Source organism: Ruegeria sp. AL2 (assembly GCF_056540845.1).
Genome location: NZ_JBQFXM010000009.1, coordinates 1 through 24,535, shown reverse-complemented (window position 1 = coordinate 24,535; position 24,535 = coordinate 1). Strand labels below are relative to the sequence as shown.

Genomic DNA, 24,535 nt, shown 5'->3' with positions numbered 1-24,535 from the left:
GGTCAACGGGGCGAAGGATATCTGCCCGGGTTTCCAGCCAACAGTCTCCAAATAACAGCAGGAGCAAAGAGGTCGATAGCGCCCAAAGTCGTCGTTATTGTGAGGCTCCGCGTATTTGTTCAATGGCTCGGGCGGCAAATCTTCCCGACAAAGACTCGTCTGCGTTTGCTTCCAATGCAGGTAAAGCGGGGGATGCTTTCCCTCCGATTTCACCCAAGGCGATGGCCGCTTCTTTTCTGACAAAAACCGAAGGGCTACCCAACAGCTTGATCAGTTCCGGAACGGCTGGAGCTGCGTCGGCACCAAAGAGCGCCAAAGACTGAGCCGCGTCACGTTGTTCCTTGGCATCTCCGCGCATCAGATCAGCTTTGAGACTTGCAACTGTCGTACTCGGCGGAAGCGCGGCCAATCGAAGGCCTTTTTTCAAACGGTTGTTCAAATATTGATGCTCGCCGATCCATCGCACGATAAAGAAATAATCGCGTACCGCTTCGCTCAGAACTTTCTCGTTTTCTCCATCCTGCCATTGTTCGATCATTGCGCGCGCGTTGCTTCGGTCACCATTCAAGGCCAGAACCGACGCTGCAAATGGCATCAACTCAACTGCCTGCCGGTTTCGGTCCAACTCAGACATTATAACGGCCCCTGCACCGGTCAGATCATTCATGGCAAACAGTGCAGCCCCCTGAAATAACGCGTAGTGGCTGGGATATTCCGGATCTAGGCGCATTGCGGCCTGCACAAATGCCAGCCCTTCCTCTGGCTCGCCGCCCGCGATCAAGGCCCATCCCATTGTCACATGCGCTTCGGGGTCGCTTGGTTGCAGGGCAATGGCTTTCGCGGCTTCTTGTCTCGCTTCTTCTGTTCCCCGACTTACGCTCTCGGCGCCTTCCCAATCCGGAAGGTTGAGAGCGACTATTGCCCTGATAACATGGATAAGCGAGGTGTCCTGATGCGTCAGTTCACGGTAGTATTTATAGAACAGCCCGATATGCATCTGTTCGTCAGCATTCGCAAAGCCTGACCAGTGGTGGAAGATGTGTGGTCGCAAGTGTGCCAGAGCTAACGTCGCCCAGGCGCGCGCATAATTCGGGTCCAACTCGACCGCGCGCTCAAAATGCGGAATTGCGGCCAGATTGTCCTGTTCATTGAAGCGTGAATATAGCTCCCATCCACGCTGGAACGCTTCGCGCGCCTCGATCTTTCCAGTTTCTATGTTTTCGATGGCAATCCGGCTTTGCATGTCGAGCGGAACATCCAACTCGTGCGCAATCGCCAGTACAATGTTGTTTTGCAGGTCGAAGATCTCATCGATTTCACCGTCGAAACGCTCCGCCCAGATCAATCTGCCGTTCAAAGTGTCCGTCAGGCGGATGTTGACCCGAAAACCTTCTCCGCTGCGTCTAAGGCTTCCATCAACGACATAGCGAACGCCCAGTTTCTCGGCAAAGCCTGCCACATCAATATCGCGGTCCTGAAATGCGAAGGATGTGTTTCCGGCGATGACAAATAACCCTGATATGCGGGACAAGTCGGTTATCAGATCCTCGGAAACGCCATCAATCAACATCTTGTTGGACACGTCGCTGGTGAAGTTCGTCAACGGAAGCACGGCGATCGAAGGCAGGTCTGGAAGTGGGTAAGCCATCTGTGCCTCAGAGGCGCGCAGCCGACCCTTTTCCCATGTCTTTGTCCCGACATACCCGGTCGCACCCAACACGATCAGGATTGCAGCCAGCTTCATTAGACGCGGTGCTTTCTTCGTTTTGCGCTTTACCGCCGGGGTCAACGCATCTGTTTCGACGCGGAACGCCTCAATGGGGTCCGCAATATTCTTGACGGATTGCGGGCCAATTGGCGTAAAGGCGAAGGGCACCTTGTTGCGCGCGTATCCGACAATCGCCTGCGATGCGATAATCCCCCCAGGTTCTGCCAGCGCCTCAAGCCGTGCGGCCACGTTGACACCATCACCCAGGATGTCGTCTGCGTTTGAGACGACATCGCCGACATTCAAACCGATCCGAAGAACGATTGCGCGGTCGGGTTCCGCATCTGAGTTTCTTTTCGTCAGTTCAGCCTGTATCGCGACGGCCGCGCGAACCGCATCGACCGCGCTGGGGAATTCGATCAGAAAACTGTCACCCGCTGTGTTCGCAATGCGCCCTGAATACCCGGCGATCAAGGGCTCGATGACTTCAGCGCGGATCCGGCGCAGCTTGTCGATGGTGCCTTCTTCATCCAAGCCAACCAATCTTGAATAGCCTGCGATATCGGCGGCTAAGATGGCTGCTAATCGACGATTTGGCCGGCTTTCCATAGTTTCGCAGCCTACCATTTGGACATTTTTCTGGGAACCGGTTTTCAAGGCACGGGTTTTGCACCGGTTATTGAAAACCCCCGACCTGTTATCTGGATGGAAATGGAAGCCCGGGCCGCTGGGATTTCAGACAAAAGCGGCCTAGGCAATTTTGTCGGTTCTGGTCGTTGTCGGATTTGCATGGCGTCGCGCGTCCTTGCACAATGCGACCAACCCAAGGAGGCGAAAATGATTTACGCAATCGCAATTTATGGGGAACCGGGCGTGTTCGAGGCATTGCCGAAAGATCGCCAGGACGAAGTGATGTCAGGCCATCGCGCCCTGCAAGCAGTATTGTCGGAACGCGGAGAGTTCGTGTCGATAAAACTGATGCCGCCAACGTCAGCGGTAATGGTCGAACCGGCGGCGTCCGAAGGTGCTGCCCCCCTGATCACCGATGGCCCGTTTTCCGAGACCAAGGAAAACTTCCTTGGGTTTTACGCCGCTGATTTCAAAGATCTTGAAGAAGCGTTGGAACATGCAAAACTGATCTCTTCACCGGTCGCGCGGCTGGAAGTTCGGCCTGTGGCCTGGGCCGGGGGTGCCATATCGTCGGAATAGATCATGTCAGTCTGGCTGGAGGCCACATTTGCTGAACAACGCCCGCGCGCCATTGCTGCCCTGACGCGGGTTTTTCGGGACTTGGACACCGCAGAGGAGGCCTTTGCCGACGCCTGCCTGAAAGCCTTGGCAGTTTGGCCCCAGGACGGGGCGCCTCGTGATCCATTGGCATGGCTTCTGGCCACGGCCCGGAATGCGGGTCTGGACGAATTACGCAAATCCCGGCGGCGCGCGGCAATCCTGTCGCGCCACGCAGAGGAGTTTCAACCGATGCCGGCGGAAACACCCGACCCAGACGAGATGCGGGACGATGTCCTGCGCTTGCTGTTCATCTGCTGTCATCCGGAACTGGATCGGCGGGATCAGATCGCCATTGCTTTGCGGGTGGTCGTGGGGCTGAGTGTCGATGAGATCGCCAGCGGATTTCTGGTCAAATCCAAAACCATGGAGCAGCGCATTACCCGCGCCAAAAAGAAGATCGCAAATAACCCGGTCGCCTTTGAAACGCCAAGCCCGGCTGAGAGGCAAGCCCGGTTGGGCGAAGTCTCGACAATGGTTTATCTGATGTTCAGCGAAGGGTGGTCGACCTCGGCCGGGCCACAGCAAATCAAGCTCACGCTGTGTAAAGAAGCCATCCGGCTTGCCCGCCTTCTTGTCGCATTGTTCCCTGCAATGGGCGAGCAGGCCGCATTGCTGGCGCTATTGTTGTTTCAACACGCCCGGCGCCGGGCCCGGATTGACGTGGAAGGCAAGCTTGTCGCACTCGACGATCAGAACCGCGATCTTTGGGATCGCTCGAATATCGCTGAGGCTACATCGCTGTTGCAAAAAGCCCAGCGGACTGGCCACCGCGGGGTATATATCATCCAGGCTGCAATCGCAGCGGCACATGCCTGTTCCGCCTCATCGAAAGAAACCAACTGGGCGTTGATCGAAAGTCACTATGCTGCCCTTTACGCATTACAACCGACACCGGTGATCCGGCTCAACCAGATTGCCGCAAAGGCCAAGCTATACGGCCCACACTATGCATTGAAAGCAATGAATCCGCTGTCACAGGAGTTGTCCAACTATCGTTGGTTTCACGCGATGCGAGGTGGCCTTTTGCAAGAAGCGGGGGATCATAACGACGCCATTTCCGCCTTTGAAACCGTGTTGGCGCTTTCCCCCACCGCGTTGGAATGTGACGTGATCAAAGAAAAAATCAAAATCAGTCAAAAAGAATTGGAGGGCCTGTAGGAACACACACTCCTCATACGTCCTTGGGTCAGACCCGCATGTGGCGGGCGTAACCAACGGAGGTACCCATGAGTATACTTGAGATAACGGCTGTCGGAAATTCAGGATGGATCGGGCATTCCGGGCCGGATCAGAGCAAAGCCAAGTCCTTTTACCAGGATGTGCTGGGCTGGACGATCAGCGATATGCCGATGCAGGATGGGTCCAGTTATTCAGCTGCAGTTGTGGGCGAGACCGCTATCGGAGGCTTTTCACCAATGCCAGAGGCGCGTGGAAGCTGGACGGTCTTCTTCACAATGGCCGATGTGGATGCGAGTGTTGCAAAGGCCGAAGCCAAAGGCGCCACCGTTCTTCAACCCGCGATGGATATGCCGGGGGTCGGGCGCATGGCCACGCTGAACGACCCCCAAGGTGCTCGCTTTGCATTGATCACCTATGAAAGCATGAGACCCTGAGAACTGTCTGAAAGGAGGGCGCAGATGGAACAAAGTTCGCACATTGTGCAGGTTGTTGCAGCGTTATTAGACTGGGTAACCGTTCCACTGGCGATTGCTGTTGACCTGCGTCGATTCAGGACGGTTGCCCATCCGCTATGGGATGGGGGCGACAGGTTCGTGCGCGTAATGCGGTCACATGGAAACTTCGTCGATTATGTTCCCTTCACGCCATCAATCCACCGGCAGCTTGAAGCATCCAGCTGATGCCGGTGGATGAAACCCTCAACGCCCGTATTCGTGATGCTTTGGCCGCGCATGTGGGCATTTCAGAAAAGCGCATGATGGGTGGTAATTGCTTTTTCTTGAACGGCAACATGCTGTGCGGGGCACGGCGGCATAACGACGGGCTGGGCCGGTTCATGTTCCGGGTGGGCAAGGAAAACGAAAGCATGGCGCTGGCGGATCCCACGGCCCAAGAAGTGATCCACGGTACACGCAAACTGAGTGGCTTTATCCGCGTGGATGAGAGTGATTGCGATGACGCCGCTTTGCTGCGCTGGTTACACCTTTGTCTCGAACACGCCGCGGCCCTTCCCGCGAAAGACTGAACGGAGAAAGCAATGGCTCAGTTTGAAAGTTTCTCACCCGAAGCGCTTGGTTTTCTCAGGGATTTGCGGGCCAATAACACGAAGGAATGGTTTGCAGCCAACAAATCAACTTACGAGACCCATTTGAAGCAGGCAGGCACGCAGTTCGCGAATGAATTGGCGGATGCCTTGCGTGATCTGACCGGCCAGACCCATAGCAGCAAGATTTTTCGTATTCATCGGGATGTCCGATTTTCCAAGGACAAAACACCTTACAACGCACACCTGCATATTGCGTTTATTCCAGACGGGAGTGCGGATCAGCCGCCGATGTGGTTCTTCGGTCTCTCACCCGATGATCTGGCGCTTTGCTGCGGGGTGTTTCAGTACGAAAAGGAAGCGTTGGATGCCTTCCGAACAGAGATGGCAGGCCCCAATGGGGCAGAGGTGATACAGCTTGTCGCTGAGATGCGAAAGCGTGGTTTCCGGGTCGGGGATCCTGAATTGAAACGTGTTCCCTCCGGTTTCGACAAAGATCATCCAAATGAAGAGGCATTGCGCCGCAAAGGCTTTACCGTCTGGACAGATTTGAGCAATCCTGCCTTAGCTATCGAACCAAACCTCATTGAACGAACGAAAGGTGTTTTTGGGCAACTCTTGCCGGTTTTCCAATTGCTTTCTCGGATCGAGTAACCCCTGCCTGGTTTACGGGGGGGCGGAGGTTTGACAGGCCTCACTGCCGTGCCGGTCTCAATCGCCCAATGCCTTGATAGGATCACCGTCTACAAATGAGCTCGGAAATAAATGCGAGCTCAACTGTCGCGATGCTGTCGCGCTGAGATGTCATCGGCTTGCCGGATAAACCCAAACCTTAACCAGAGCGGCGCGCCCCCGGATTTTTTGTTCTCCGGCGTCAGTCAACCGGCTTAAGTTTGGGATTGCATCGTTGTGCCCGATGGCCTGCACCAAATCGTGGCTCACGACCAATTGCGTGTTCAGTTCTCTGGTCAGGTGCTCGATCCTGCTTGCGACATTCACATTGTCCCCAATCACGCCGTATTCCAGTCGCCGCTCGTTGCCTATGTCGCCAGCTACAACCGATCCCCAATGCAGCCCGATTCCCACACGCACCGGTTCCTTCCCGGACAACTCTCTTTCTGCGTTCCATTTGTCCAACGCTTCTATCATCTCGAATGCGCAGTTCAACGCATTGGCAGGGTCGTGTGCACTGGGCGTTGGAGTGCCAAACGTGGCCATAAGACCGTCGCCGATATACTTGTCCAAAGTGCCAGAGTTATCGAATACCGATTTACCCAACCGATCATGGTAGTCTCGTAAAAGTTCGATCACCTCGTCGGCAATCGCGTTCTCGCAAAGCTTCGCAAACCCCATTATGTCCGCGAATAACACGGCAACGTTTTGTTGCCTGCCAGCCGCAATTCCGGCTTCCAGACTGCTCAATTCGTCAAGCACGTTGGGTGAAAAATACCTCGCCAGGCTGGCTCGCTTTCTTTCGGTCGAAATGAAATTCTGAACCAGCCTGCGAGAGCGCGCGACGACGATTGCAAGCCCGGCAGACACGATCAGCACGACCATCAATTCTATGGCTGCATAGCCAAGAAACAGAAAGTTCAAGTCTCTTGCCCCGGCAAGCCAGGCTTCAACGGATTGCTCGGTCAACTCCAAGTTACTGCGTACGTCAGGCTGACTCAGAAACCATGCCCACATCCCGAGGCGGGACACAATGATGCTGACACCGCACCAAACCACAAGGGAAGGCCGAAAACTGAAAGATGTCTGCATCAGAAATAGGAAGAAAAACAAAAACCGCGCCGTGTCCATCGCAATGGCGGGTGGCAAGGGGCTGTCGATATATGGTGATCCCAAGGTAAAAACGGCTGCAAGCGAAACACAATCTAACGTAACGAACACATACGGAAGACCACGCCCGCCGCGACGCGTGTAGGCAGCGACAAACTGCAAACCTCCCAGTAAAATAAAGAAAAAAATTTCCAGAAGATTGAAGTAATAAGCCGGTCCTGTTTCCGGGCTGTCGATCGCCTGCCAAAGAAGAACAACGGCCAATGCAAGTGTTCGGACTTTAGCTGCCAGCAATGTCCCTTGACGCTCTTCTTCGGCGAACGCCACGTTGCTGCGCGATTGTATTCTGGTTTGCACGGTATCGGACATTTGCCGGATATCTTAAACGGCCTTTGCTAATTCGCTAAGCCATTCCTGTTGTGTGGTGAAACCTGAAAAAACCAGTTCGGCTTGGGCTTAAATTTGCTGATCGTCTCTCGTCTGATCGAGTTGTTAGTCACCGCATCACTTGCCGGTAGTAAACGTGAAGGTCATGTATCCGCGAAACAAGTAATTCTTTGGAAAGGCAATACGCCCCAACCTTCATTTGAGCACTTAACCTAACCCTTTCCCAACCTGTCGAGCACATTGCGGGTGATCTGTTCTACCTGCTCGTCCCGGCGGATCAGCCCGGCAACCCATTCGCAGGTTGCGGCTGTAAAGATCTGACCCTTGCCGCGACGCCACGAGATGATCATCCCATTGCCACGTTTACAGGTGTCGAGCGTCTCGGGCGTGACTTCGCCGAACAGCACCTGCGCCTTGAACCGCGCATCGTCGGCACCGATGTAGAGCGTTTCACCCCAGACCCCGTGATCTGCCTCGATATTGGTGGCAAGCCCCATGGCAAGTATCTCGATCTCTGGAACAGCGCCGTCGGTACAGGTGGGAAATGGCAGACCGTCTTCGAAACGGTAATCCAGACCATCGACCTCATAGCCAAAAATCCGGGCGTGCGCGCCTAAAATGTCGCCATAGCCGACCCCGACTCCGTCAAATGCCCAATGGTCGGGGCGGTAGACCGTAAAGCCGCCTGCGCCGCCGCCAACGCAATTCCCAAGACCGGCGTAAACACCGCGCAGAGCGTTAACTCCGAATGTCAAGGCACCCGGGCGGTCAACTGGTGCGACCTCGAAGGCACCCGAGACGAGGTGCTCTTGTTCGTTGCCCATAAGCGGGTCCTGATCCGCGATATACTTGTAACAGATCTGCGTGTGACCCTCGTCTTCGATCCGGGTCTGCCACAGGAAGTTTCCGGCAAACCGTGCAACGTTGCCACCGCCATCGACATAGGCGTCAACAGCATCACGCATAATCGCGCTCCAGTTTTCGTCATGGCCGACAAACACGGCACAGGCATACTGGCCAAGCAGCTTCGGGTCGTGCTCAAGATCATGCAGCGCGATCACGTCGAAATCATAGCCTTCCCCCTCGGCCCAACGGGCGAAATAGCGTTCATAGCTGGCCCACCCAGCCGAGGCGTATTTCTTGGAATAGCCATAAGCGTAAGCCCATTCCATATAGGGGTAGCGCACCATTTCGCCCGGTCTGGTCGGCTTTTCCCGCAGCGCCCGCGGGGCGCCTTCAGGCAGCCTGCAAAACCCGCGCGACCAGGGTCGCTGGGTCGAAAGAACCGGGGAAAAGGCGTTACCTTCGGGACCGGTGATGCCTTCGTAATGGTTCGAGCCGCCCCAGCAGTTATAAGCCAGCCATGTGCCGGTGGCACAAATCAGAACATAGGGTGATGGCGTGGCATCAGGGGCGCTTCTTACAAGGATTCAGGGGCGCTTCTTACAAGGATGATGTGATGCTCTTCGACCATCTCGTCGCCACTGCGGGCGCAGAAGGTGACGGGGTAGCCGCCAGGCGCCCAGTCTTCGGGAATGCAAAAACCATAGGCCTCGGGCCAGCCACAACCCTTGACCGAGCAATCCTCCGGCGTGGGGTGATACACCCCCGGCAAACCCGTCTCGGTCAGGAGTGGTTGATAGACCAGCCCGTCGCGACCGATCTCAAGATCCCATTCACGCGCCGTGGTCGACACATGAAGTGCCACGCGATCTCCGGGGGCATAGCTCATCTTTGGGGTATATCCCCAGATCTCGAGAACCGCATCATTTCGGGACGGGCCGATGTAATAATGATCTAGGATATGGCGCGCCTTTGCACGGGTGCGTGGCGTGATTTCCGGTCCGAACTTGTCTTGGGTCATGTGTCTATTCTGGCAGATATTTTCCGACCAGCTCTCAGCTGCCACGGCTTTTTCGATCATACGTTGTATCTCGGTGTCACCATAACCCAGACGCGCAAGGATTTCGCGCGTGTCTTGTCCGTATTTTGGTGCCGGGCCGGGGATGGTTATCGTGGCATTCTGCGGTCGCACCGCATTGGGGGCAACCAGATCAACCCAGCGGCCCATCGGGTGCTGGTCATGTCGAACGGCTCGGAAGGTTGCATTGCGGATGTCGATAGCGCCTGTGCTTTCAGCGTGAAGGCCCACATCGCGGGTGTCGTGCAGCGAACCGAGGCGGGTCACACCCACCGAGCTCCCAGCGAAAGCCTGAGCACTGGTTTTTGCGCGAAACGCTCGGACAGAGCGGAGTCCAGATCAGTATCGTCCAAGCCGGCAAGATCGGACGGGTCAGGCACGCGCGCCAAGGCGGCGTGACCCTCGGTCGGTGCGGCGAAGAACATCCAGCCGTCGGACGCGGCATAGCAGCGATAGAACGGCCCCCAACCAAGCGTTTTTCGCCCCGAAGGTTCGTCAAACGGCGCGCGCGTGTCGAAATGATACATGAACTGCGCTTGAATCAACTCTCTTGCGGCGGCTAGCGACGCGCGGGCGATGCCACCCTTGCCTGTCATTCTAAGCCGCTCCAGCGCGGCGCCCAGCGCCACGCAGGCGCAATGCCCCGTCAATGCATCAATCGTGCCAAAATGGGCGTGTTCCTCGGGCGTTTCCGGCCCGCCGCCAAAGCGGGTCATCGCGCCGGTCGCGGCTGTGCGAGATCGTCATAACCCAGATGATCCGATTTTGGTCCCCGACGCGGTCCGCCCCAGGCTTCAAGCTGCACAACGATGAGACGCGGGTTAACCTCTGTCAGCCGGGCTTCACTCAGCCCCAAGCTTTCTCGTTGCAGGTCTGTTCCGTTCATTGTGATTACGTCTGCTTCAGCGACCATTTGCCAATAGACGTGCTGCCCGCCCTCCGAACGCAGATCGAGCAAGATGCTCTTCTTGCCGCGCTGAGCATGCAGGCCAAAAAACACCGCGCTCCACGGATCGACCGAAGGTCGTACCGGCTGTACCAGTGTGGCCTGCGCCCCAAAACGGGCCAATGTCGACCCGATGGTCGGCCCGGCAATGACGTTGGTCAGATCCAGAACCTTGAGCCCATCAAGCCAATCGCCTTGTCCTTCTCCAACGCTGAAATTTCGGGGTGGTTCCGCGAAAACACGGGCAAGCTCGCTGCGATATCCATCCGCTTAAGTGCCAGCGGTTTTGGTCATCACACCCGGATCGTCGGCCAGCCAGGCCAACTTGCCCATCTGACGCATCCGCCCGTGGCGGGGGTCATCAAGTACGGCCACCAGCCCCTAAGTGACTGCATGGTCGTCGGCCAGCCATTCGGCAGTGCTGCGCTGCGCGTGGCCGGGGCCTTGGCCGGCTGATGCAGGGCGCAACCGTGATTGCAGCGGATACAGGAGCATGGGTGTTGGCGCGGGGCGGGTTTCTGAACCACCGGAAGGCGACGTTACACTGGCAACTTCTTGAGGAGTTTGCAGAGGAGTTTCCCGAAACCCATGTCCTCTTTGACCGTTATGTTCAGGATGGCCGTTTCTGGACATGCGGCAGCGCCGCAGCGGCCCTAGACCTGATGCTGCACTTTATCCGGAGCAGGTTTGGCCCATCAGTTGCCTTTGACGCCGCGGCGATGTTCCTGCATGACAATTCCAGGCGGCACGGTGCCTCTTATCCAGATCAGGCGCTGTCGTCAGCGGTGTCGCCAAAACTCAAACGGATTGTCGCATTGGTGTCCGGAGCACTCGAAACACCGCAGCCGGTCTCCGCCCTTGCAAAACAGGTTCATATGTCCGAACGATCCTTGCGGCGTCTGTTCTGGACGGAGCTTCAGACAACACCGGGGTATTATCTGCTTCTACGTCTGGCACGCGCCCGCGAAATGTTTCGCTACAGTGATCCTGCGCCTGGGGAAATCGCTCTGCGTTGCGGTTTTGCGAATACGACCACTCTTATCCGCAGCCTGCGCAAAAACTTCCCACACGATCCAAAGATGTGGCCCGGAAGAGGTGGATGATTGAAGGTTCTGCCAAACGACGCGTGCAAGTTTTCGAAGCGGGAGAAGGAGATTCTAACAGTTGATCGGCGGCCGGGGTATTCGGTCACATATGAATTAATCAATCGTCCCAGAGGCATTATGACATCGCCCTTGAACATTATCCCAAACCGGTTTGGTTCAATTACTCAACAGACCTCCGAAAGAGGATCAGGCTTGTTGCCAGCAGGACAGCGCCCAGCAAAGCCATCCAGATGAACTCTGGCCAAACTGTTTCGAGACCGGCGCCCTTGAAAACAATCGCCTGACTGGCGGCCATATAGTGACGAGATGGTAATAGCAGCGTCCCGACCTGCAACCAGTCTGGCTGCCCTTCAACCGGCGTCTCTCCTCCGGACAGCATCAGCATGGGAAGGACGATCAGCATGACCAAAAGCGCAAACTGCGCCATCGAACGCGCAATCGTTGCCAGAAAAACCCCGAGTGCGGTCGCGGTGAACAGAAACAGGGCGGTGCCAAACAGGAACAGTCCTTTTGATCCCGAGATTTCAATTCCCAGCGCACCCTGCATGACAAAGGTTAGCGACAGGCTGGCAGCAATCAGGACAATTGCTGCATTGGCCCAGATCTTGGCTGCTGCAATGTCAAACGGGGTCAGTGGCATTGCCAGCAGATGCTCAATCGTCCCGTGCTCCCGCTCTCGGATCATGGCAGCGCCGGTCAGAATGGTGGTAAGCCACATGATCTGTCCGATCAGGGCAACGATCCCGGCAAAACGCACGGTATCACGGTTGGGGTTGAAAGCGCTTCTTAGGATGACATCGACCAGCGGTGGATCTACAAGATCGACACCGATCGCAAAGCGGCGAATTTCGGCACCCAAAATATTGGTGATATAGCTGGCACCGATCCCGGCCTGCTCCATCGCCGTGGCGTCGATCAGAACTTGGATTTCAGGCTTGCGCCTTGCCCTCAGGTCTTTCTCGAATCCCGGTGGAACAACAACTATGAAGATGAATTCTCCGTCGTCCATTTGCGCTGGACCGCTACCTGGTTCGATTTGTACGACCGGCTGGAACTCGGGTGGAAAAAATGCCGTGGCAAGCGCTCGGGACAGTGGAGAATTGTCCTCATCAGAAAATGCAATCGACGCGTTGTTGACCGAGGTCGCTACGCCGGTTGCCTCCATCATGGGTGCCAGCGTGAAAGACCAGACCAACAGCGCCATCATCACCCAGTCCCGACGCAGGCTCATCACTTCTTTCAGGCCAAGCCAGAATATGCAGGACAATCGCTGCATTCACTTCTCCTGCGCGCGAAGGCAAAGCGCGGCGATCAGTGTCAACGCCGGTCCAAAGCAGGCCAGTGCCAAAATGTCCGGTGCGAGCGCCTCCCATCCAAGCCCTTTGGTGAAGGCCCCGACATTGAGGTGCAGAAAGTAGGATGAGGGCCAGAGAGAGCCGATAAGCTGCGCACCATCCTCTAGCGTCGAAACGGGCTGCAAAAGACCCGAGAACTGGATGGTAGGCACGACCGAAGCGATAGCAGTGGCAAAAGTCGCTGCCACCTGGCTGGATGTCATGGTTGCGATCAGCAATCCATAAGACGTCGTCGCCCAAACATACAAAAACGCACCCAATGCCAAAGGCAGGGGATCGCCCTTAAGCGGCACATCGAAAACAAAAATAATCATTGCGGCCAGCAACAGGAAATTCACGTAGGCAATCATGATATAGGGTATCTGTTTGCCGATCAGGAACTCGAGCCGCGTTGTCGGTGTTACGTAGAAATTGACGACCGAGCCCAGCTCGCGCTCTCGCGCGACGCTGACCGCAGCCAACACGGCAGGCAGCATGATCAGCAGGATGGCGGGCATGGCCGGGGCCATCGCGGCAATGCTCTCAAAGCTCTGGTTATAGCGAAACCGGGGTTCAATACGGGCGATCTCAACCGCGTGTTCGCCTGTGGTCCTCGACTGCCCGTCAAGAAACGACTGGTGCAGCCCGGCGACATACCCCTCGATTGTTTCCCCCTTGAAGGGGATCGCGCCATCAACGGTTGCCAGCACTTGGGTAGGTTCACCTGTGCGCAACTTGCGCCCGAAATCAGGTGGCAACTCGATCACCATCGAAACGTCCCCTGCCTGCAACCGTCTGCGCCCTTCTGTGGCGCTGATCAAAGGCGGCGTTTGCTTGAAATAAGGCGATCCCGATATTTCTTCCGTGTAAGCCCTGCTTTCCGGGCTTTGAGACAAGTCCAGAACGGCAAACTCAAGATCTTCTATGTCGAGTGATATGCCAAAGCAGAACACCAGCATCAAAATCGCCGAGCCAAGAAATGCAAATGCCAGACGAACTGGATCGCGGACCACTTCAACCGCTTCGCGTCGTGTGTAAGTCAGGGCACGACCGATACCTTGTCCGGTGACCTTGGTCTTGGTGACAAAGTCAACTTTGGGTGCCACGACAGGTGCAGGTTTTTCTGCGGCCTCCAAAACTGAAATGAAAGCTTCCTCAAGGCTGCCGGTGCCTTCTGCGGCGATCAGGTCCGCGGGCGTACCTTCCGCCAGAACACGGCCCGCATGCATGAATGATACGCGGTCGCAGCGCTCTGCCTCGGCCATGAAATGGGTGGAGACAAAGATCGTCACCAAGTCCTTGCGCGAAAGTTCGACCAGCAAAGCCCAAAAGACATCGCGTGCTTCGGGGTCCACACCCGAGGTTGGTTCATCAAGAATGAGAACTCGGGGACGATGGATAACCGCCACCGCCAATGACAAACGTTGTTTGATTCCAAGAGGCAGCGCGGCAGCTAGTGTGTCGCGATGGGCCGTCAGACCAAAACGTTCGGTCAATTCCGATATGCGCTCCTCTCGATCAGGGATTGCAAATATCCGGGCATGAAGCTGTAGGTTCTGATGAACTGACAACTCGCCATAGAGCGAAAAAGCCTGGCTCATGTATCCGATGTCGCGACGCATCTTGCGATCACGTGCATCAACCGGGTTGCCAAACAACAATGCCTCTCCGGAACTGACTGGCAACAGGCCGGTCAACATCTTCATCGTGGTGGATTTGCCACAACCGTTTGACCCAAGAAAACCGAATATCTCTCCGCGATGGATCGAGAAATCGACACTGTCGACAGCGGTGAAATCCCCGAACCGACGTGTCAGGCCTCGGGCAGAAATCACAGGGTTTGGGTTGACCTGCCGAACAGGTGTTTGTTCCGACGCCAATCCAAAACCATCGTGTGACCGCAAGCGCCGGTATGCGGTTTCGAGATCCCGGTCCTGCCCTTTCAGTTCAGCAGGTTTGCCTTGAAAGATGACGCGACCTCCGTCCATTGCAACAATTCGGTCAAAGCTTTCCGCCTCCTCCATGTAAGCAGTGGACACAAGGACGGACAGTCTGGGATGCTCTGCCCGAATGGCATTAATCAATGCCCAGAATTGACGGCGTGAGAGTGGATCGACACCGGTTGTCGGTTCATCCAAAACCAGCAACTTCGGATCATGTATCAGAGCACAGCACAGGCCGAGCTTTTGCTTCATCCCGCCCGAAAGCTTGCCCATAAGCCGGTCTTCAAACGGCGCCAGCCCTGTCGCCGACAACAGCGCATTGATCCGGATGTCACATTCTTCTTGCCCTTGGCCAAAAAGCCCCGAAAAGAACTCAAGGTTCTCGCGTACTGACAACTCAGAATAAAGGTTTCGACCCAAGCCCTGTGGCATGAAGGCAATGGCCGGGCAGATAAGGCGTCGGTGCGCGGCGTCGTCGATCAAGCCACCTAGAACATTGATTGATCCGGTTTGCAGTTTTTTTGCACCGGTGATCAACCCCAGCAGGGTCGACTTTCCCACCCCATCCGGTCCGATGAAGCCGACCAGCTGGCCCCTGGGAAGATCAAGCGAAACCGACTGCAACGCGACATCGCTGCGATACCGGTGCGTGACACCCGTGATGCGAATCTCAATGTCGGCCTCTGGCGTCATTCGAACAGCTCGGGCGGGATACCCTGTTCCAACGCCTCTGGCCACGCAAGGTTTGGATCGATCCGGATCACGGCAACACCGCGAAGCCCGGTTTTGACGTGCTCAATCCGGCGTTGGACCAGATTCTCGGGGATGCGCACACGGACGCGGAACACCAGTTGTTCGCGTTCATCCAAAGTCTCGACCTGCTTGGGTGTGAATTGTGCTTCAGGAGAGACAAAGGTTACAAAGGCTGGAATGGAATAGTCCGGCAGGGCGTCAAGAATGATGCGAGCTTCGGCACCAATAGGCAGCAATCCGGCTTCGCGCGCAGGCAGGAACACCTCCATATATACATTCTCAAGGCTGAGCAGAGTCAGGATTGGTTCACCCGCGGCAACGACCTCGCCGGGTTCCGCCAGCCGATAAAGCACACGCCCGCGTGTCGGAGCCAAAAGCGAGCTGTCTTCGATCAGCGCCTCGATACGGCGCACTTCGGCCTCGGCGGCCGCAATCTGGCTTTCTGCAGTGGCCACGCGCGCCTGTGCGGCACCCAGAACCGCCGCGGCAACCTGATGTATGGTTTCGCGTTCTTCGAAAACCGTTTCAGAGATATTCTGCCCCGTCAGAAGAGCCGTAGCGCGCTGAAGCTCCTGCGCGGCCCGGCGCAGTTCGCTTTTCCGCTGCACAACAAGTGCCTCTGCTTCCACTTTGGTCTGATGCGCCAGCGCCACTTCGGCCTTGGCACGATCTAGCGTGGCGGACAACTCATCACTGTCCATTTCGGCCAGCACGTCACCGGTGGCGACCATACCGCCTTCAACCGCCATGACGCTTTCGACACGTCCGGCTAAGGTCGGCGCAATTTCAATCTGCTCGGCCTCGATCCGACCATTCCCCCGGGCAAATCCATCAGGCAACTGGCTTCCATTTTCAGAGACCAGGGAATAGAGCACCACGCCCACCATCGCGAGCGCAGCCAAAGCAAAAAAAATCAATGAGTTTTTCTTCATTATCCACCGCCTGAAAACTCGCTGCGGGTATTCCTCTATACTGCTGCTGAACCGTGGGCTTTGCTTTGGATCAAGCCAACGACGTCAGGGCAAAGAAAGACTCTGCGACCCTGTCCCGGACATGTTCAGCCTTTGTGACCTGAAACTTTACCACAAAAGAGAAACAACATGGCATGCAAACCAACCCTGGCTTCGCACACTAAGGCAATGGGCACCGCGTTGACAGCCAAGCTGAAGTGAAAACGAGTGGTGGCCGATATCGGAGTCAATTTCTCGACCCTGAACCGATAGCTTTAGCAGGTTCCTCAAAAGACCGCCATGTACAGTTCACCCTCAAAGACACGGTTTGAGCGGCGTTCAGCCCCGCAAACTCCCCGATGGTCTTGAGAAAACAACGAACGTAAGTTGCTATTTACCTTCGAACAACTGCAAACTTGTAAGATGAACAGAAGGCTTCTTAGTCCGGTGCAGGCGCTTTTCGTGGCGGGTCTTGCCGCGCTTGGAGTTTTCACGATCCTCGCAGGCCTTCGTTCTGAAGGTTACCTGCAGCGGCCCGAGCTTGCACATTACGACTGGGTTTTGGACCGCAGGGCCAGCGATGCGTTGGCACAGGATGTTGTCGTGGTCGCGGTCGATGACGAGGATTTGCGCACCTGGGGCTGGCCCCTCTCAGATGGTCAGATTGCGAATATTATCGACGCACTGTCGTCGGCAGGTGCCGCTGTAATCGGTATCGATATCTATCGCGACAATGAGGTGATCGAGGGGCGGCAGCAACTCGAAGCGGCGTTCCTGAAGACCAATGCGATCTGGGTTGTGAAACTGAACGACAGCGGCGGGCTGAGCATCGAGGCGCCGGATTTTGCGCAGAACGACGGCAGCGTGGGGTTTGCTGATATCCCCGTCGACGCGGATGGTGTCGCCCGGCGCAGTATTCTGCTGGTCAGCGGCACCGATCGCATTTCTTTGGCGTTCAGCACACAGTTGGCCCTGCGCGCCACGGGTCAAAACAGCCTGAAAGCCTGGCCGGACGATCCCCGGACCCTGTTGTTTGGTCAGACGCCGGTGCGACGGCTGGAAGACAGGTTCGGCAGCTATCGCGGGCTAGATGATACGGGCTATCAGGTGCTGCTGGATTACACCAACGCATTGCCGATGGCCCCGATCATACTGGCCCGCGACTTGCTCGCCGGACAAGCAGACGCGGACATGATCGAAGGAAAAGTCGCCCTGATCGGGGTTACCAGCAAGTCGATCAAAGACGATTTCCGCACACCGCTGAACAACCCGCCACAGACGCCATTCAGCTATGGCGTATTGGTGCATGCAGCCACCACCCAGCAATTAATCGATTATGCCGCGGGCCGCAGCCAACCGATGCGCAGCCCCGGGCAAAGTGCGCACTTGGCGATAATCTTCGCCAGCGCATTGTTCGGGGCATTAGCTGGGGTTCTGTCGCGCACTGTGCTGACCGTCATACTACTTGGACCAGGCCTTGCCATCGCTATTGGAGTGGCGCTTTCGAACCTTTTGTCTCGTGGCATATGGTTGCCGGTCGTTCCGACATCGGTTGCTTGGTTTACCGCCTTTCTTTTAGCGCTCCTCACTGTCGGGATCATCTCGCGTCGGCAACGCCAGGCCATCGCCAGACTGTTCTCGGATCATCTGTCCCCGGAACTCACAGCCGAGATATGGAACGCGCGTGATATCCTTTTTGCTGGCGGAAAGCCGCGCCCCCGCCGCTTGCGCGTCAGTGTCCTTCTTGCCGATCTGGAAGGCTCGACGACCGTCGGCGGCTCGGCCGAACCGGGTGCCTTCATGGACTGGACAAGCCGGATTTTGGATGAAATGAGCCAGGTCGCTCGCGAAAATGGCGGGTTCATTGAGAAGTTCACCGGTGACGGAATCCTGGTGGTGTTCGGTGCGCCGCTGCCTCGAACGACCGAGGAGGACATCCAGAAGGACGCTGTCGCGGCCTGCCGGACGGCACTGCAAATTTCTGACCGGATTGACAGACTGAATGCAGAAGGTGGTCTGTTGGCACCTTATGGTCTGCGGATCGGGCTCCATAGTGGCGTGGTTTTGGGCGGCACGTTGGGCAGCGCGGGCAGCCTTCAATACAACATCATGGGCGACACGGTGAACATCGCAGCCCGTATCGAGGCATTCGGAAAAGCGTTGCAAGTTAGGCGCGCGTCGGCAACCACGATCTGTGCCAGCGCTGATCTTCGAGAACTCGTTGGACGCTATTTCACGTTTCAGTTGGTCGGGCACCTTATCCACGACGACAAGTCGCGGGAAATTGCGTTATTCTTGCTGACAGGATCGGCACAGAGGGGGGCATCGCAATGATGACACCGGCATGTTCGGGAAACACTCTTGGCGCTTTGATAACCGGTCTGCTGCTGCTTCTGGGCTCGACCATTTCCCTGTCGGCGCAAGAAAGCGAAGGCAGTCAGCAGGCTGATCCAGACGAGGTCATTTTCATTCCGCCCACCATCGGTGCCCCGGCGGACCGCGTCGGCGCTGCCACGCGCGATGTCGGGCAAGAGGCTGGAGCACTGGCCGTGCTCGCACCGGCTGGCGGCGGCGTGACCACATTGGGCAAACCCCCGCTGATCTGGCACTTGGCTGATAATTTTTCAGGCCAGATGTCCGCGCAGTTGGCCCCGGTCGGGTCGCAGCAGAACGGAGTCGGTATTTCCGGCAACGGTCGGTTCCGAAAAGGGTTCTACGCGCTCGACCTGTCGCGCTCGGAACTCGTGCTGGAGCCGGGGCGTATTTATGTCTGGAAAGTGGTTCTGGCGGAACCTGAGGCGGGGGCCGTCATCGCGACGGTGACGACTTACGTGGAACGGGTCACCGCCCCAGAGCCCGCCGCAGAGGATGTGCCGGCCTTGGCCGCCAAGGGATTATGGTTCGATGCCCTGCACCCCTTTGTCGAAATCGAGTTATCGGGTAAAGTTCGGGTCAACCGGAATGCGGGGTTTGCGAGCCTTGTCCGGTCTGCTGGCATTTCGCTGCCATAGGACACGCTCCAACCCCTCGGCAAACAGGCGGGGGACGCATGATGATATACCGGTCTTTTTCGGGTCTGGCTCTACGCTGCGCTCTGCTGGCCGTTGCACTGATCTGCACCATTTCAGCAGCGGCCTTTGCGGCGACGGAAAAACGCGTGGCTCTGGTTATTGGCAATTCCGCTTATCAGCATGTCTCGAGTCTGGAGAACCCGATCAATGATGCTCAGGACATCTCGAAATCGCTGGCACGTATAGGGTTCGAGGTCACCACGGGTCTGGACCTGGATTACAACGGTATGCGCATCGCGCTTCGGGACTTTACCGAAACTGCCGCAGGTGCCGATGTGGCGCTTGTCTATTTCGCGGGCCACGGAATTGAGATCGAGAACACCAACTACCTGATCCCGGTGAACGCAGCCCTGAAAAGCGACCGCGACGTCGACTTCGAGGCCATCCGTCTGGATGCAATCGTGAATTCGATTGCCGATACGCCGGGGCTGAAACTGGTTCTGGTCGATGCCTGCCGCAACAATCCTTTCGTTGCGCAGATGTCGCGCGCGTCGGCCACTCGGTCGATCGGGCGTGGGCTGGCCGCAGTGGAACCTGGTGGGGTTGTCGTGGGCTATGCCGCGCGTGGTGGAACGCTGGCGCAGGACGGGGGCGGCCGGAACAGCCCCTATGCGACGGCACTTTTGGAACATATCGAACAGCCGGGGTTGGAGCTTGGGAAAATGTTTCGTCGGGTGCGCGATCGGGTGGTGGAGCTTACGGATGGATTTCAGGAGCCATTTACATATGGCTCACTGCCTGGCGAAGACATCTACCTTGTGCCACAGGTCGAACAGGTGGCAATGGTGGCACCTGCAGACCAGACGACCCAACCCGCCGCCGTGCGCCCCCTTGCGACCCGTGACACTGCAATCAGCGCCGCGATGAAAGTGAACACCATGCGTGGCTGGTCGCTGGTCGCCGGCAAGTACCGGGCGGCCACCATCGTCGAGCCCGAGATTCTGGGGCGCATGGCCGAGATTACGCCGGATTGGCTGAAGAAACAGGGCCACCTGTCCACAATGGAGGATTTCCTTGTACCGGACCGCGAACGGAAACAGCGTCTGCAAGAGGCGCTCAATACCGCCGGTTTCGAGGTCGGCGTGCCGGACGGCGCGTTCGGACCGAAGACGCGGGCGGGAATAAAGGCTTTGCAGGAGGCCCGAGGGCTTGATCCGACGGGCCATGTCGATGCGGCCGTTCTGGCAAGCTTGCGAATGGAATGGCAGGATGGGGCTGACGATAGTTTTGTCAGCAATCCATTTGCCGTGCGTCAAATGCCGGATGACCTTGAAATGCTGGGTGAAAACGAAGAGATCATAACAGTGCTCAGGTGCCTTGGGCTGCGGAAAAGCATCTATGGCAAGTACCGGGGCAGCTTCTACATCGCCATGATTTATTCCGGCTCGATCGACGACGCACGCCGCCTCGCCGAGAGCTGTGGCATCGATCTTGCATCCCTGACATCGGCTGACGAGAACGCATTCGTGGTGCGCATGATCGCCCATGATCCAGCCTTGTTTGAACAAGGCTATGACAGTCGAACCAACACCAGTTACAAGGCTGGCCCCTATTTTGGCTTCCGGAAGGACCCAAAGGAAGAAAATGCCGTGACAGGCTGGCGGTGGTACACCGGAGAGCCGGTCAATTACACGAACTGGTTGCCATCGAAACCGAACAAGACCCATGGGAAAGGCAACAAGGCTTTCGCTCAGTTTCAGTATGAACGAAACGGACGCCGAGACCTGAGTGAGATCGTGCCTACACAATGGTTCGACGGGTCGGGACGCTTTGCACGTTCAGTCGTTCTGGAAGGCAGGTTGCCCTAACCGGGATAAGTTCAAATGGATTGCAGCCCAGGTGCATTGCTCAGCTCTACAAAAGATTCAGACAAGGGCTATCCCGGCTAGTAATTCTTGCGATGCAATCGAAATCCGATCGCTCTCAAGCCCGATCTGGACGTGTCGCGGTTTGATGCCGCTCCTTTGATGGCACTTATTGCAGCAAAGGAGACGAACTTTGGGACTGAAACGGACGGAAGATTTCCGTGCTGATGCAGTGCAGACTCCGCTGACGAGCGAGCTGACACGTCGGCGGGTTGATTTAGACTTAGGTGTTGGCCTTTCGACGCTGAACAAGTGGGTACCAGCGCATCGTTATGCCGGCGTTGTGTCGGACAAGGATCTGGACCTCGTCCGCGAAAACGAGCGACTTCGACGGGAGAACCGGGTTCTCAATGAGGAGAGGGGTATTCTAAAAAAAGGCCACAACCTACCTCGCGAGCCAGAAGCCATGAAGTTTAGTTTCATCTAAGAGCATGGATGCGAATTCCCAATTAACCGCCTTTGCCAAGTTCTGAATGTCAGCTCATGTATCCAGCGCGCTTATCGCAGCCGCCCAGCCAGCCAAAGGCAGCGGACCAACGTGGTCGTGCTGACTCATGTCCAGGAGCGATCTGGTCTCAGCCTGAGCAGCTACGACCGTCCACGAATGACTGACGAGTTGAAGGAACTTGGTCTGAGCGTCGGGCATCGTCGTGTTGGTCGGCTGATGCGTGAAAATGGCATACGAGTCGAGAGATCGAAGTAATACAAAGTGACGACCGACTGCAATAACGCCTTCAATATCGCTCCGAACCTGTTGAACCGGGACTTCACAGCATACGAGCCCAACTGGAAATGGGGAGGCGCACCCCATCCGTGTTCGTCACGTGGCAGATCAGCAGGAACAGGCGCCGTCGGCGTCTGATCTGCAAATCAGCCCTGATTTTACCAAAATGGTGTTGAGGCTTGGCGACGTCGCTTTCCAGCACCTCTCCATCCAGAAACTATTCACGGCCACGTCATTTTGAATGGCAAGGCGATTGATTTGCCAGACGTCGCGGCGGCACAAGATCAGTTTCGAATTGGTGCTGGCAACTTCCTTGCGTCTGGAGCTCGGGCCGTAACGATGGTCCCAATTTCTCAAGGCGGGCAGACAGTTGGAGCTCTTGCCGTCTTGCGGCATTCGATCGGCAAGCTGCAAACAGAGCAATTCGATATTCTCAAGACGTTTGCAGCACAGGCAAACATCGCGCTGGATAACTTGCATTTGCTGAACCAAATGCGTGAAGCGAATGAGACCCTGGAGAACGTATCCAAACAGCTTGCCAAGTACATGCCGCCTCAACTTTATCGGTCAATCATAGCTGGTAACCAGCAAGCGGCAATCGAGAGCCGCCGCCGCAAACTCACGATCTTCTTTTCCGACATCGTCGATTTTTCCGAGATTACAGATCAGCTTGAAGCAGAGGAATTGACCTCGTTACTGAATGAATATTTGTCGGAAATGTCCAAGATCGCCCAGAGACACGGCGCCTATTTCGACAAGTTCATTGGGGATGCGATGATGCTGTATTTTGGCGAACCCGAAAGTCTGGGCGCAAAGGAAGATGCAGCCGCTTGCGTTCGGATGGCGATCGACATGCAACGCGCCTTGAACGACCTGCAAACTGGATGGCGGCGCAAAGGCTTGATTGATCGAGCATTTCAGGCCCGCATAGGCATTAACACGGGCTACTGCACAATAGGCAATTTCGGCTCCAATGATCGGATGGATTACACGGCGATTGGGCGAGAAGTGAACCTTGCTGCAAGGCTTGAGGCCGAGTGCGATCCAGGAGGCATATTACTGGCAGCGGAAACCTATTCTTTGGTGAAAGATTGGCTCTAGGTTGAAGAGCGTGAGCCGGTTCAGGTAAAAGGATTTCAGAATCCGATCCGCACTTACGCGGCAACAGCAATCTACGAAGCCGCGGCGCGAGAGAGCCGCATCATTCACGAGGAGGATGAGGGCTACACCCTCACTGTGGACCAGGATCGTATAACCGCGGAAGCCATCCGTCGGCTAAAGTCCGTTATTTCTGATTTAGGCGACTAAGTATTGAACGGTTGCCGTTCAGAAATGCTTGACTAGTCCGTACAACTATCAAATGGACGGTCTTCTAAACCGGCAAGCGCGCGTGAATTTCAATTGGAGCAATCAAACCACGTTCGATGTTCCGAACCATGTATTGAACCTTAAGTGCAGTGTCGTCGCCCATGATCAGATGAAGACCCAAAGCTGGAGGGCCATCTGAACGGCTTTGCGCAGCCGCCAGATCTGCAAAAAACTGCTTAGCGAATGCAGTGCGGTCAATCTGGGCTCTGATCTCGAAACCAACAGACTTCAGAGCAGCCTCATATGTCTCAGGTGGAGCAAGCGCGCTTTGATCTGATGAAGACGCCCAAGGCGCAGGATAGTCCATTTGCCCTTCTCCCACTTGCATCACATCGTAGATTGCAAAGATGCCTCCTGGCTTTAGAACCCGTTTTGCCTCGCGCGCTATGCCGGCCTTGTCCGCGATGTTCATGCCAACATGGATCATGTATGCAGCGTCCATTGACTGAGCTTCTAGCGGCAGCTCAAGTACGCTGCCTTCGATGAGTTGCACCCGATCAGACAAACCTGTCCATTCTGTAAGCGCGCGTCCTGTTTCCACAAACTCAGCGGTCAAATCGACGCCAGTTACATGCGCCCCGGTAGCAGCAGCGACATATCGTGCTGGACCGCCGAGACCGCATCCAAAATCGACAACCCGGCTGTCGGGGGAAAGACCGAGAGCCTTCACAAACGGTTCGGTCGCGAGGCGCCCGCCAATGTGGAACTCGTCAACCGGAGCCAAAGCGTCGTGGGAAATTGGTGGGGTCAAGTCCAATGCTGCGCAACCATCGGAAATCCTCTTGAGCAAGTGTCCAGAATGGTAATGGTGCGCGACTTCATTGGGATTGGTCATTTCGAAGCCTCCCTAATCGATGCCGATAGGGTACACGTAGTAGTTCCGAATGTCAGGTTTGTCCCGCAGACCACCAGTTCGATTTCCCTTTGACTGCGCACCTGCAGCGAATGGCGGCAATGCGGGCTGCCGATGCGGCATCCGAACGGTACCCTAAATGTCTCCTTTGGGCCGAACTCGCAGTGCTAATTGTTACTCAGGGTTTGGATGCCGCATCGCATCCGAAGTCCGCAGAGAGCCGATATTGTTGAAAAACAACGTGTTGCTGGCGCAGAGAGAGGCGTACCGAACTGAGCGCGAGTGCCTTTCTTGTCAGGCTTTGCTCGTTTGC

The 24,535-nt window shown here is 56.3% G+C and carries 20 protein-coding genes and 3 pseudogenes; 14 read left to right on the top strand and 9 right to left on the bottom strand.

The annotated features are described in order from the left end of the window. Window positions 1–94 precede the first annotated feature (94 nt). Window positions 95–2,317, bottom strand: a complete 2,223-nt coding sequence (locus tag ACR0ID_RS12445; RefSeq protein WP_480605813.1) for a HEAT repeat domain-containing protein — start codon at window positions 2,315–2,317, stop codon at window positions 95–97. 228 nt (window positions 2,318–2,545) lie between these two features. Here ACR0ID_RS12445 and ACR0ID_RS12440 point away from each other — a divergent pair, with 228 nt between their 5' ends. The 6 genes from ACR0ID_RS12440 to ACR0ID_RS12415 all read left to right on the top strand — a co-directional run bounded on the left by ACR0ID_RS12440 (window position 2,546) and on the right by ACR0ID_RS12415 (window position 5,873). After that, window positions 2,546–2,917: a YciI family protein gene (locus tag ACR0ID_RS12440; protein ID WP_480605811.1), complete on the top strand. Its 372-nt coding sequence runs from the start codon at window positions 2,546–2,548 to the stop codon at window positions 2,915–2,917. Between the two features lie 3 nt (window positions 2,918–2,920). Next, window positions 2,921–4,156, top strand: coding sequence for an RNA polymerase sigma factor (locus tag ACR0ID_RS12435; protein WP_480605808.1), 1,236 nt, complete (start codon window positions 2,921–2,923; stop codon window positions 4,154–4,156). 68 nt (window positions 4,157–4,224) lie between these two features. Then, window positions 4,225–4,611 (top strand): VOC family protein, encoded by a 387-nt coding sequence (locus ACR0ID_RS12430; RefSeq protein ID WP_480605806.1) that lies wholly within the window; start codon window positions 4,225–4,227, stop codon window positions 4,609–4,611. Window positions 4,612–4,635: 24 nt separating this feature from the next. Beyond that, window positions 4,636–4,857, top strand: coding sequence for an MAPEG family protein (locus ACR0ID_RS12425; RefSeq protein WP_480473988.1), 222 nt, complete (start codon window positions 4,636–4,638; stop codon window positions 4,855–4,857). Beyond that, on the top strand, window positions 4,857–5,201 hold the full coding sequence (locus tag ACR0ID_RS12420; protein ID WP_480605803.1) for a TfoX/Sxy family protein: 345 nt from the start codon (window positions 4,857–4,859) through the stop codon (window positions 5,199–5,201). Before ACR0ID_RS12425 ends, ACR0ID_RS12420 begins: the two co-directional genes overlap by 1 nt. Before the next feature lie 12 nt (window positions 5,202–5,213). Next, window positions 5,214–5,873, top strand: coding sequence for a DUF2461 domain-containing protein (locus ACR0ID_RS12415; protein ID WP_480605801.1), 660 nt, complete (start codon window positions 5,214–5,216; stop codon window positions 5,871–5,873). Between the two features lie 150 nt (window positions 5,874–6,023). Here the strand turns inward: ACR0ID_RS12415 and ACR0ID_RS12410 are convergent, their stop codons facing one another. From ACR0ID_RS12410 to ACR0ID_RS12395, 4 genes and pseudogenes are all read right to left on the bottom strand, one after another. Beyond that, window positions 6,024–7,370, bottom strand: coding sequence for an adenylate/guanylate cyclase domain-containing protein (locus ACR0ID_RS12410; protein ID WP_480605798.1), 1,347 nt, complete (start codon window positions 7,368–7,370; stop codon window positions 6,024–6,026). Window positions 7,371–7,600: 230 nt separating this feature from the next. Continuing rightward, window positions 7,601–8,770, bottom strand: a complete 1,170-nt coding sequence (locus ACR0ID_RS12405; RefSeq protein WP_480606011.1) for a N,N-dimethylformamidase beta subunit family domain-containing protein — start codon at window positions 8,768–8,770, stop codon at window positions 7,601–7,603. Between the two features lie 38 nt (window positions 8,771–8,808). Beyond that, window positions 8,809–9,576, bottom strand: a complete 768-nt coding sequence (locus ACR0ID_RS12400; protein WP_480605795.1) for a hypothetical protein — start codon at window positions 9,574–9,576, stop codon at window positions 8,809–8,811. Next, window positions 9,573–10,390 (bottom strand): annotated as a pseudogene (locus ACR0ID_RS12395) (CoA transferase). The gene ACR0ID_RS12400 and the pseudogene ACR0ID_RS12395 overlap by 4 nt, the downstream one beginning before the upstream one ends. Between ACR0ID_RS12395 and ACR0ID_RS12390 the strand changes: the two are divergent. Together ACR0ID_RS12390 and ACR0ID_RS12385 are read left to right on the top strand one after the other, a co-directional pair. Continuing rightward, the gene (locus ACR0ID_RS12390; RefSeq protein ID WP_480605793.1) at window positions 10,292–10,711 is read left to right on the top strand and encodes a hypothetical protein; all 420 of its coding nucleotides are present in this window, start codon (window positions 10,292–10,294) and stop codon (window positions 10,709–10,711) included. The pseudogene ACR0ID_RS12395 and the gene ACR0ID_RS12390 sit on opposite strands and share 99 nt — an antisense overlap. Then, the gene (locus ACR0ID_RS12385; RefSeq protein WP_480605790.1) at window positions 10,711–11,358 is read left to right on the top strand and encodes a GlxA family transcriptional regulator; all 648 of its coding nucleotides are present in this window, start codon (window positions 10,711–10,713) and stop codon (window positions 11,356–11,358) included. Before ACR0ID_RS12390 ends, ACR0ID_RS12385 begins: the two co-directional genes overlap by 1 nt. Before the next feature lie 163 nt (window positions 11,359–11,521). Here ACR0ID_RS12385 and ACR0ID_RS12380 read toward each other — a convergent pair whose 3' ends face one another. Genes ACR0ID_RS12380 through ACR0ID_RS12370 form a run of 3 tightly spaced genes read right to left on the bottom strand, consistent with a single transcriptional unit; the run spans window position 11,522 to window position 16,323 of the window. Then, the gene (locus ACR0ID_RS12380) at window positions 11,522–12,637 is read right to left on the bottom strand and encodes an ABC transporter permease (RefSeq protein ID WP_480605788.1); all 1,116 of its coding nucleotides are present in this window, start codon (window positions 12,635–12,637) and stop codon (window positions 11,522–11,524) included. After that, window positions 12,638–15,331: a ribosome-associated ATPase/putative transporter RbbA gene (gene rbbA, locus ACR0ID_RS12375; protein ID WP_480605785.1), complete on the bottom strand. Its 2,694-nt coding sequence runs from the start codon at window positions 15,329–15,331 to the stop codon at window positions 12,638–12,640. Continuing rightward, window positions 15,328–16,323 (bottom strand): HlyD family secretion protein, encoded by a 996-nt coding sequence (locus ACR0ID_RS12370; protein WP_480519323.1) that lies wholly within the window; start codon window positions 16,321–16,323, stop codon window positions 15,328–15,330. Before ACR0ID_RS12370 ends, rbbA begins: the two co-directional genes overlap by 4 nt. 441 nt (window positions 16,324–16,764) lie before the next feature. On the opposite strand from ACR0ID_RS12370, the gene ACR0ID_RS12365 reads away from it, so the two are divergent. From ACR0ID_RS12365 to ACR0ID_RS12340, 6 genes and pseudogenes are all read left to right on the top strand, one after another. After that, entirely contained in the window at window positions 16,765–18,675 is a 1,911-nt protein-coding gene (locus ACR0ID_RS12365; RefSeq protein WP_480519321.1) for a CHASE2 domain-containing protein, read from the top strand. After that, the gene (locus ACR0ID_RS12360) at window positions 18,672–19,352 is read left to right on the top strand and encodes a DUF928 domain-containing protein (RefSeq protein WP_480605782.1); all 681 of its coding nucleotides are present in this window, start codon (window positions 18,672–18,674) and stop codon (window positions 19,350–19,352) included. Before ACR0ID_RS12365 ends, ACR0ID_RS12360 begins: the two co-directional genes overlap by 4 nt. A gap of 38 nt (window positions 19,353–19,390) precedes the next feature. Continuing rightward, entirely contained in the window at window positions 19,391–21,220 is a 1,830-nt protein-coding gene (locus ACR0ID_RS12355) for a caspase family protein (protein ID WP_480605779.1), read from the top strand. A gap of 190 nt (window positions 21,221–21,410) precedes the next feature. Then, a pseudogene (locus ACR0ID_RS12350) lies at window positions 21,411–22,079 on the top strand (IS3 family transposase); the annotation flags it as partial. Between the two features lie 123 nt (window positions 22,080–22,202). After that, window positions 22,203–22,460: pseudogene (locus ACR0ID_RS12345) on the top strand (GAF domain-containing protein); the annotation flags it as partial. 33 nt (window positions 22,461–22,493) lie between these two features. Further along, window positions 22,494–23,102, top strand: a complete 609-nt coding sequence (locus tag ACR0ID_RS12340) for an adenylate/guanylate cyclase domain-containing protein (protein ID WP_480606008.1) — start codon at window positions 22,494–22,496, stop codon at window positions 23,100–23,102. 271 nt (window positions 23,103–23,373) lie between these two features. Here ACR0ID_RS12340 and ACR0ID_RS12335 read toward each other — a convergent pair whose 3' ends face one another. Then, window positions 23,374–24,204: a class I SAM-dependent methyltransferase gene (locus tag ACR0ID_RS12335; RefSeq protein ID WP_480605777.1), complete on the bottom strand. Its 831-nt coding sequence runs from the start codon at window positions 24,202–24,204 to the stop codon at window positions 23,374–23,376. Window positions 24,205–24,535 lie beyond the last annotated feature (331 nt).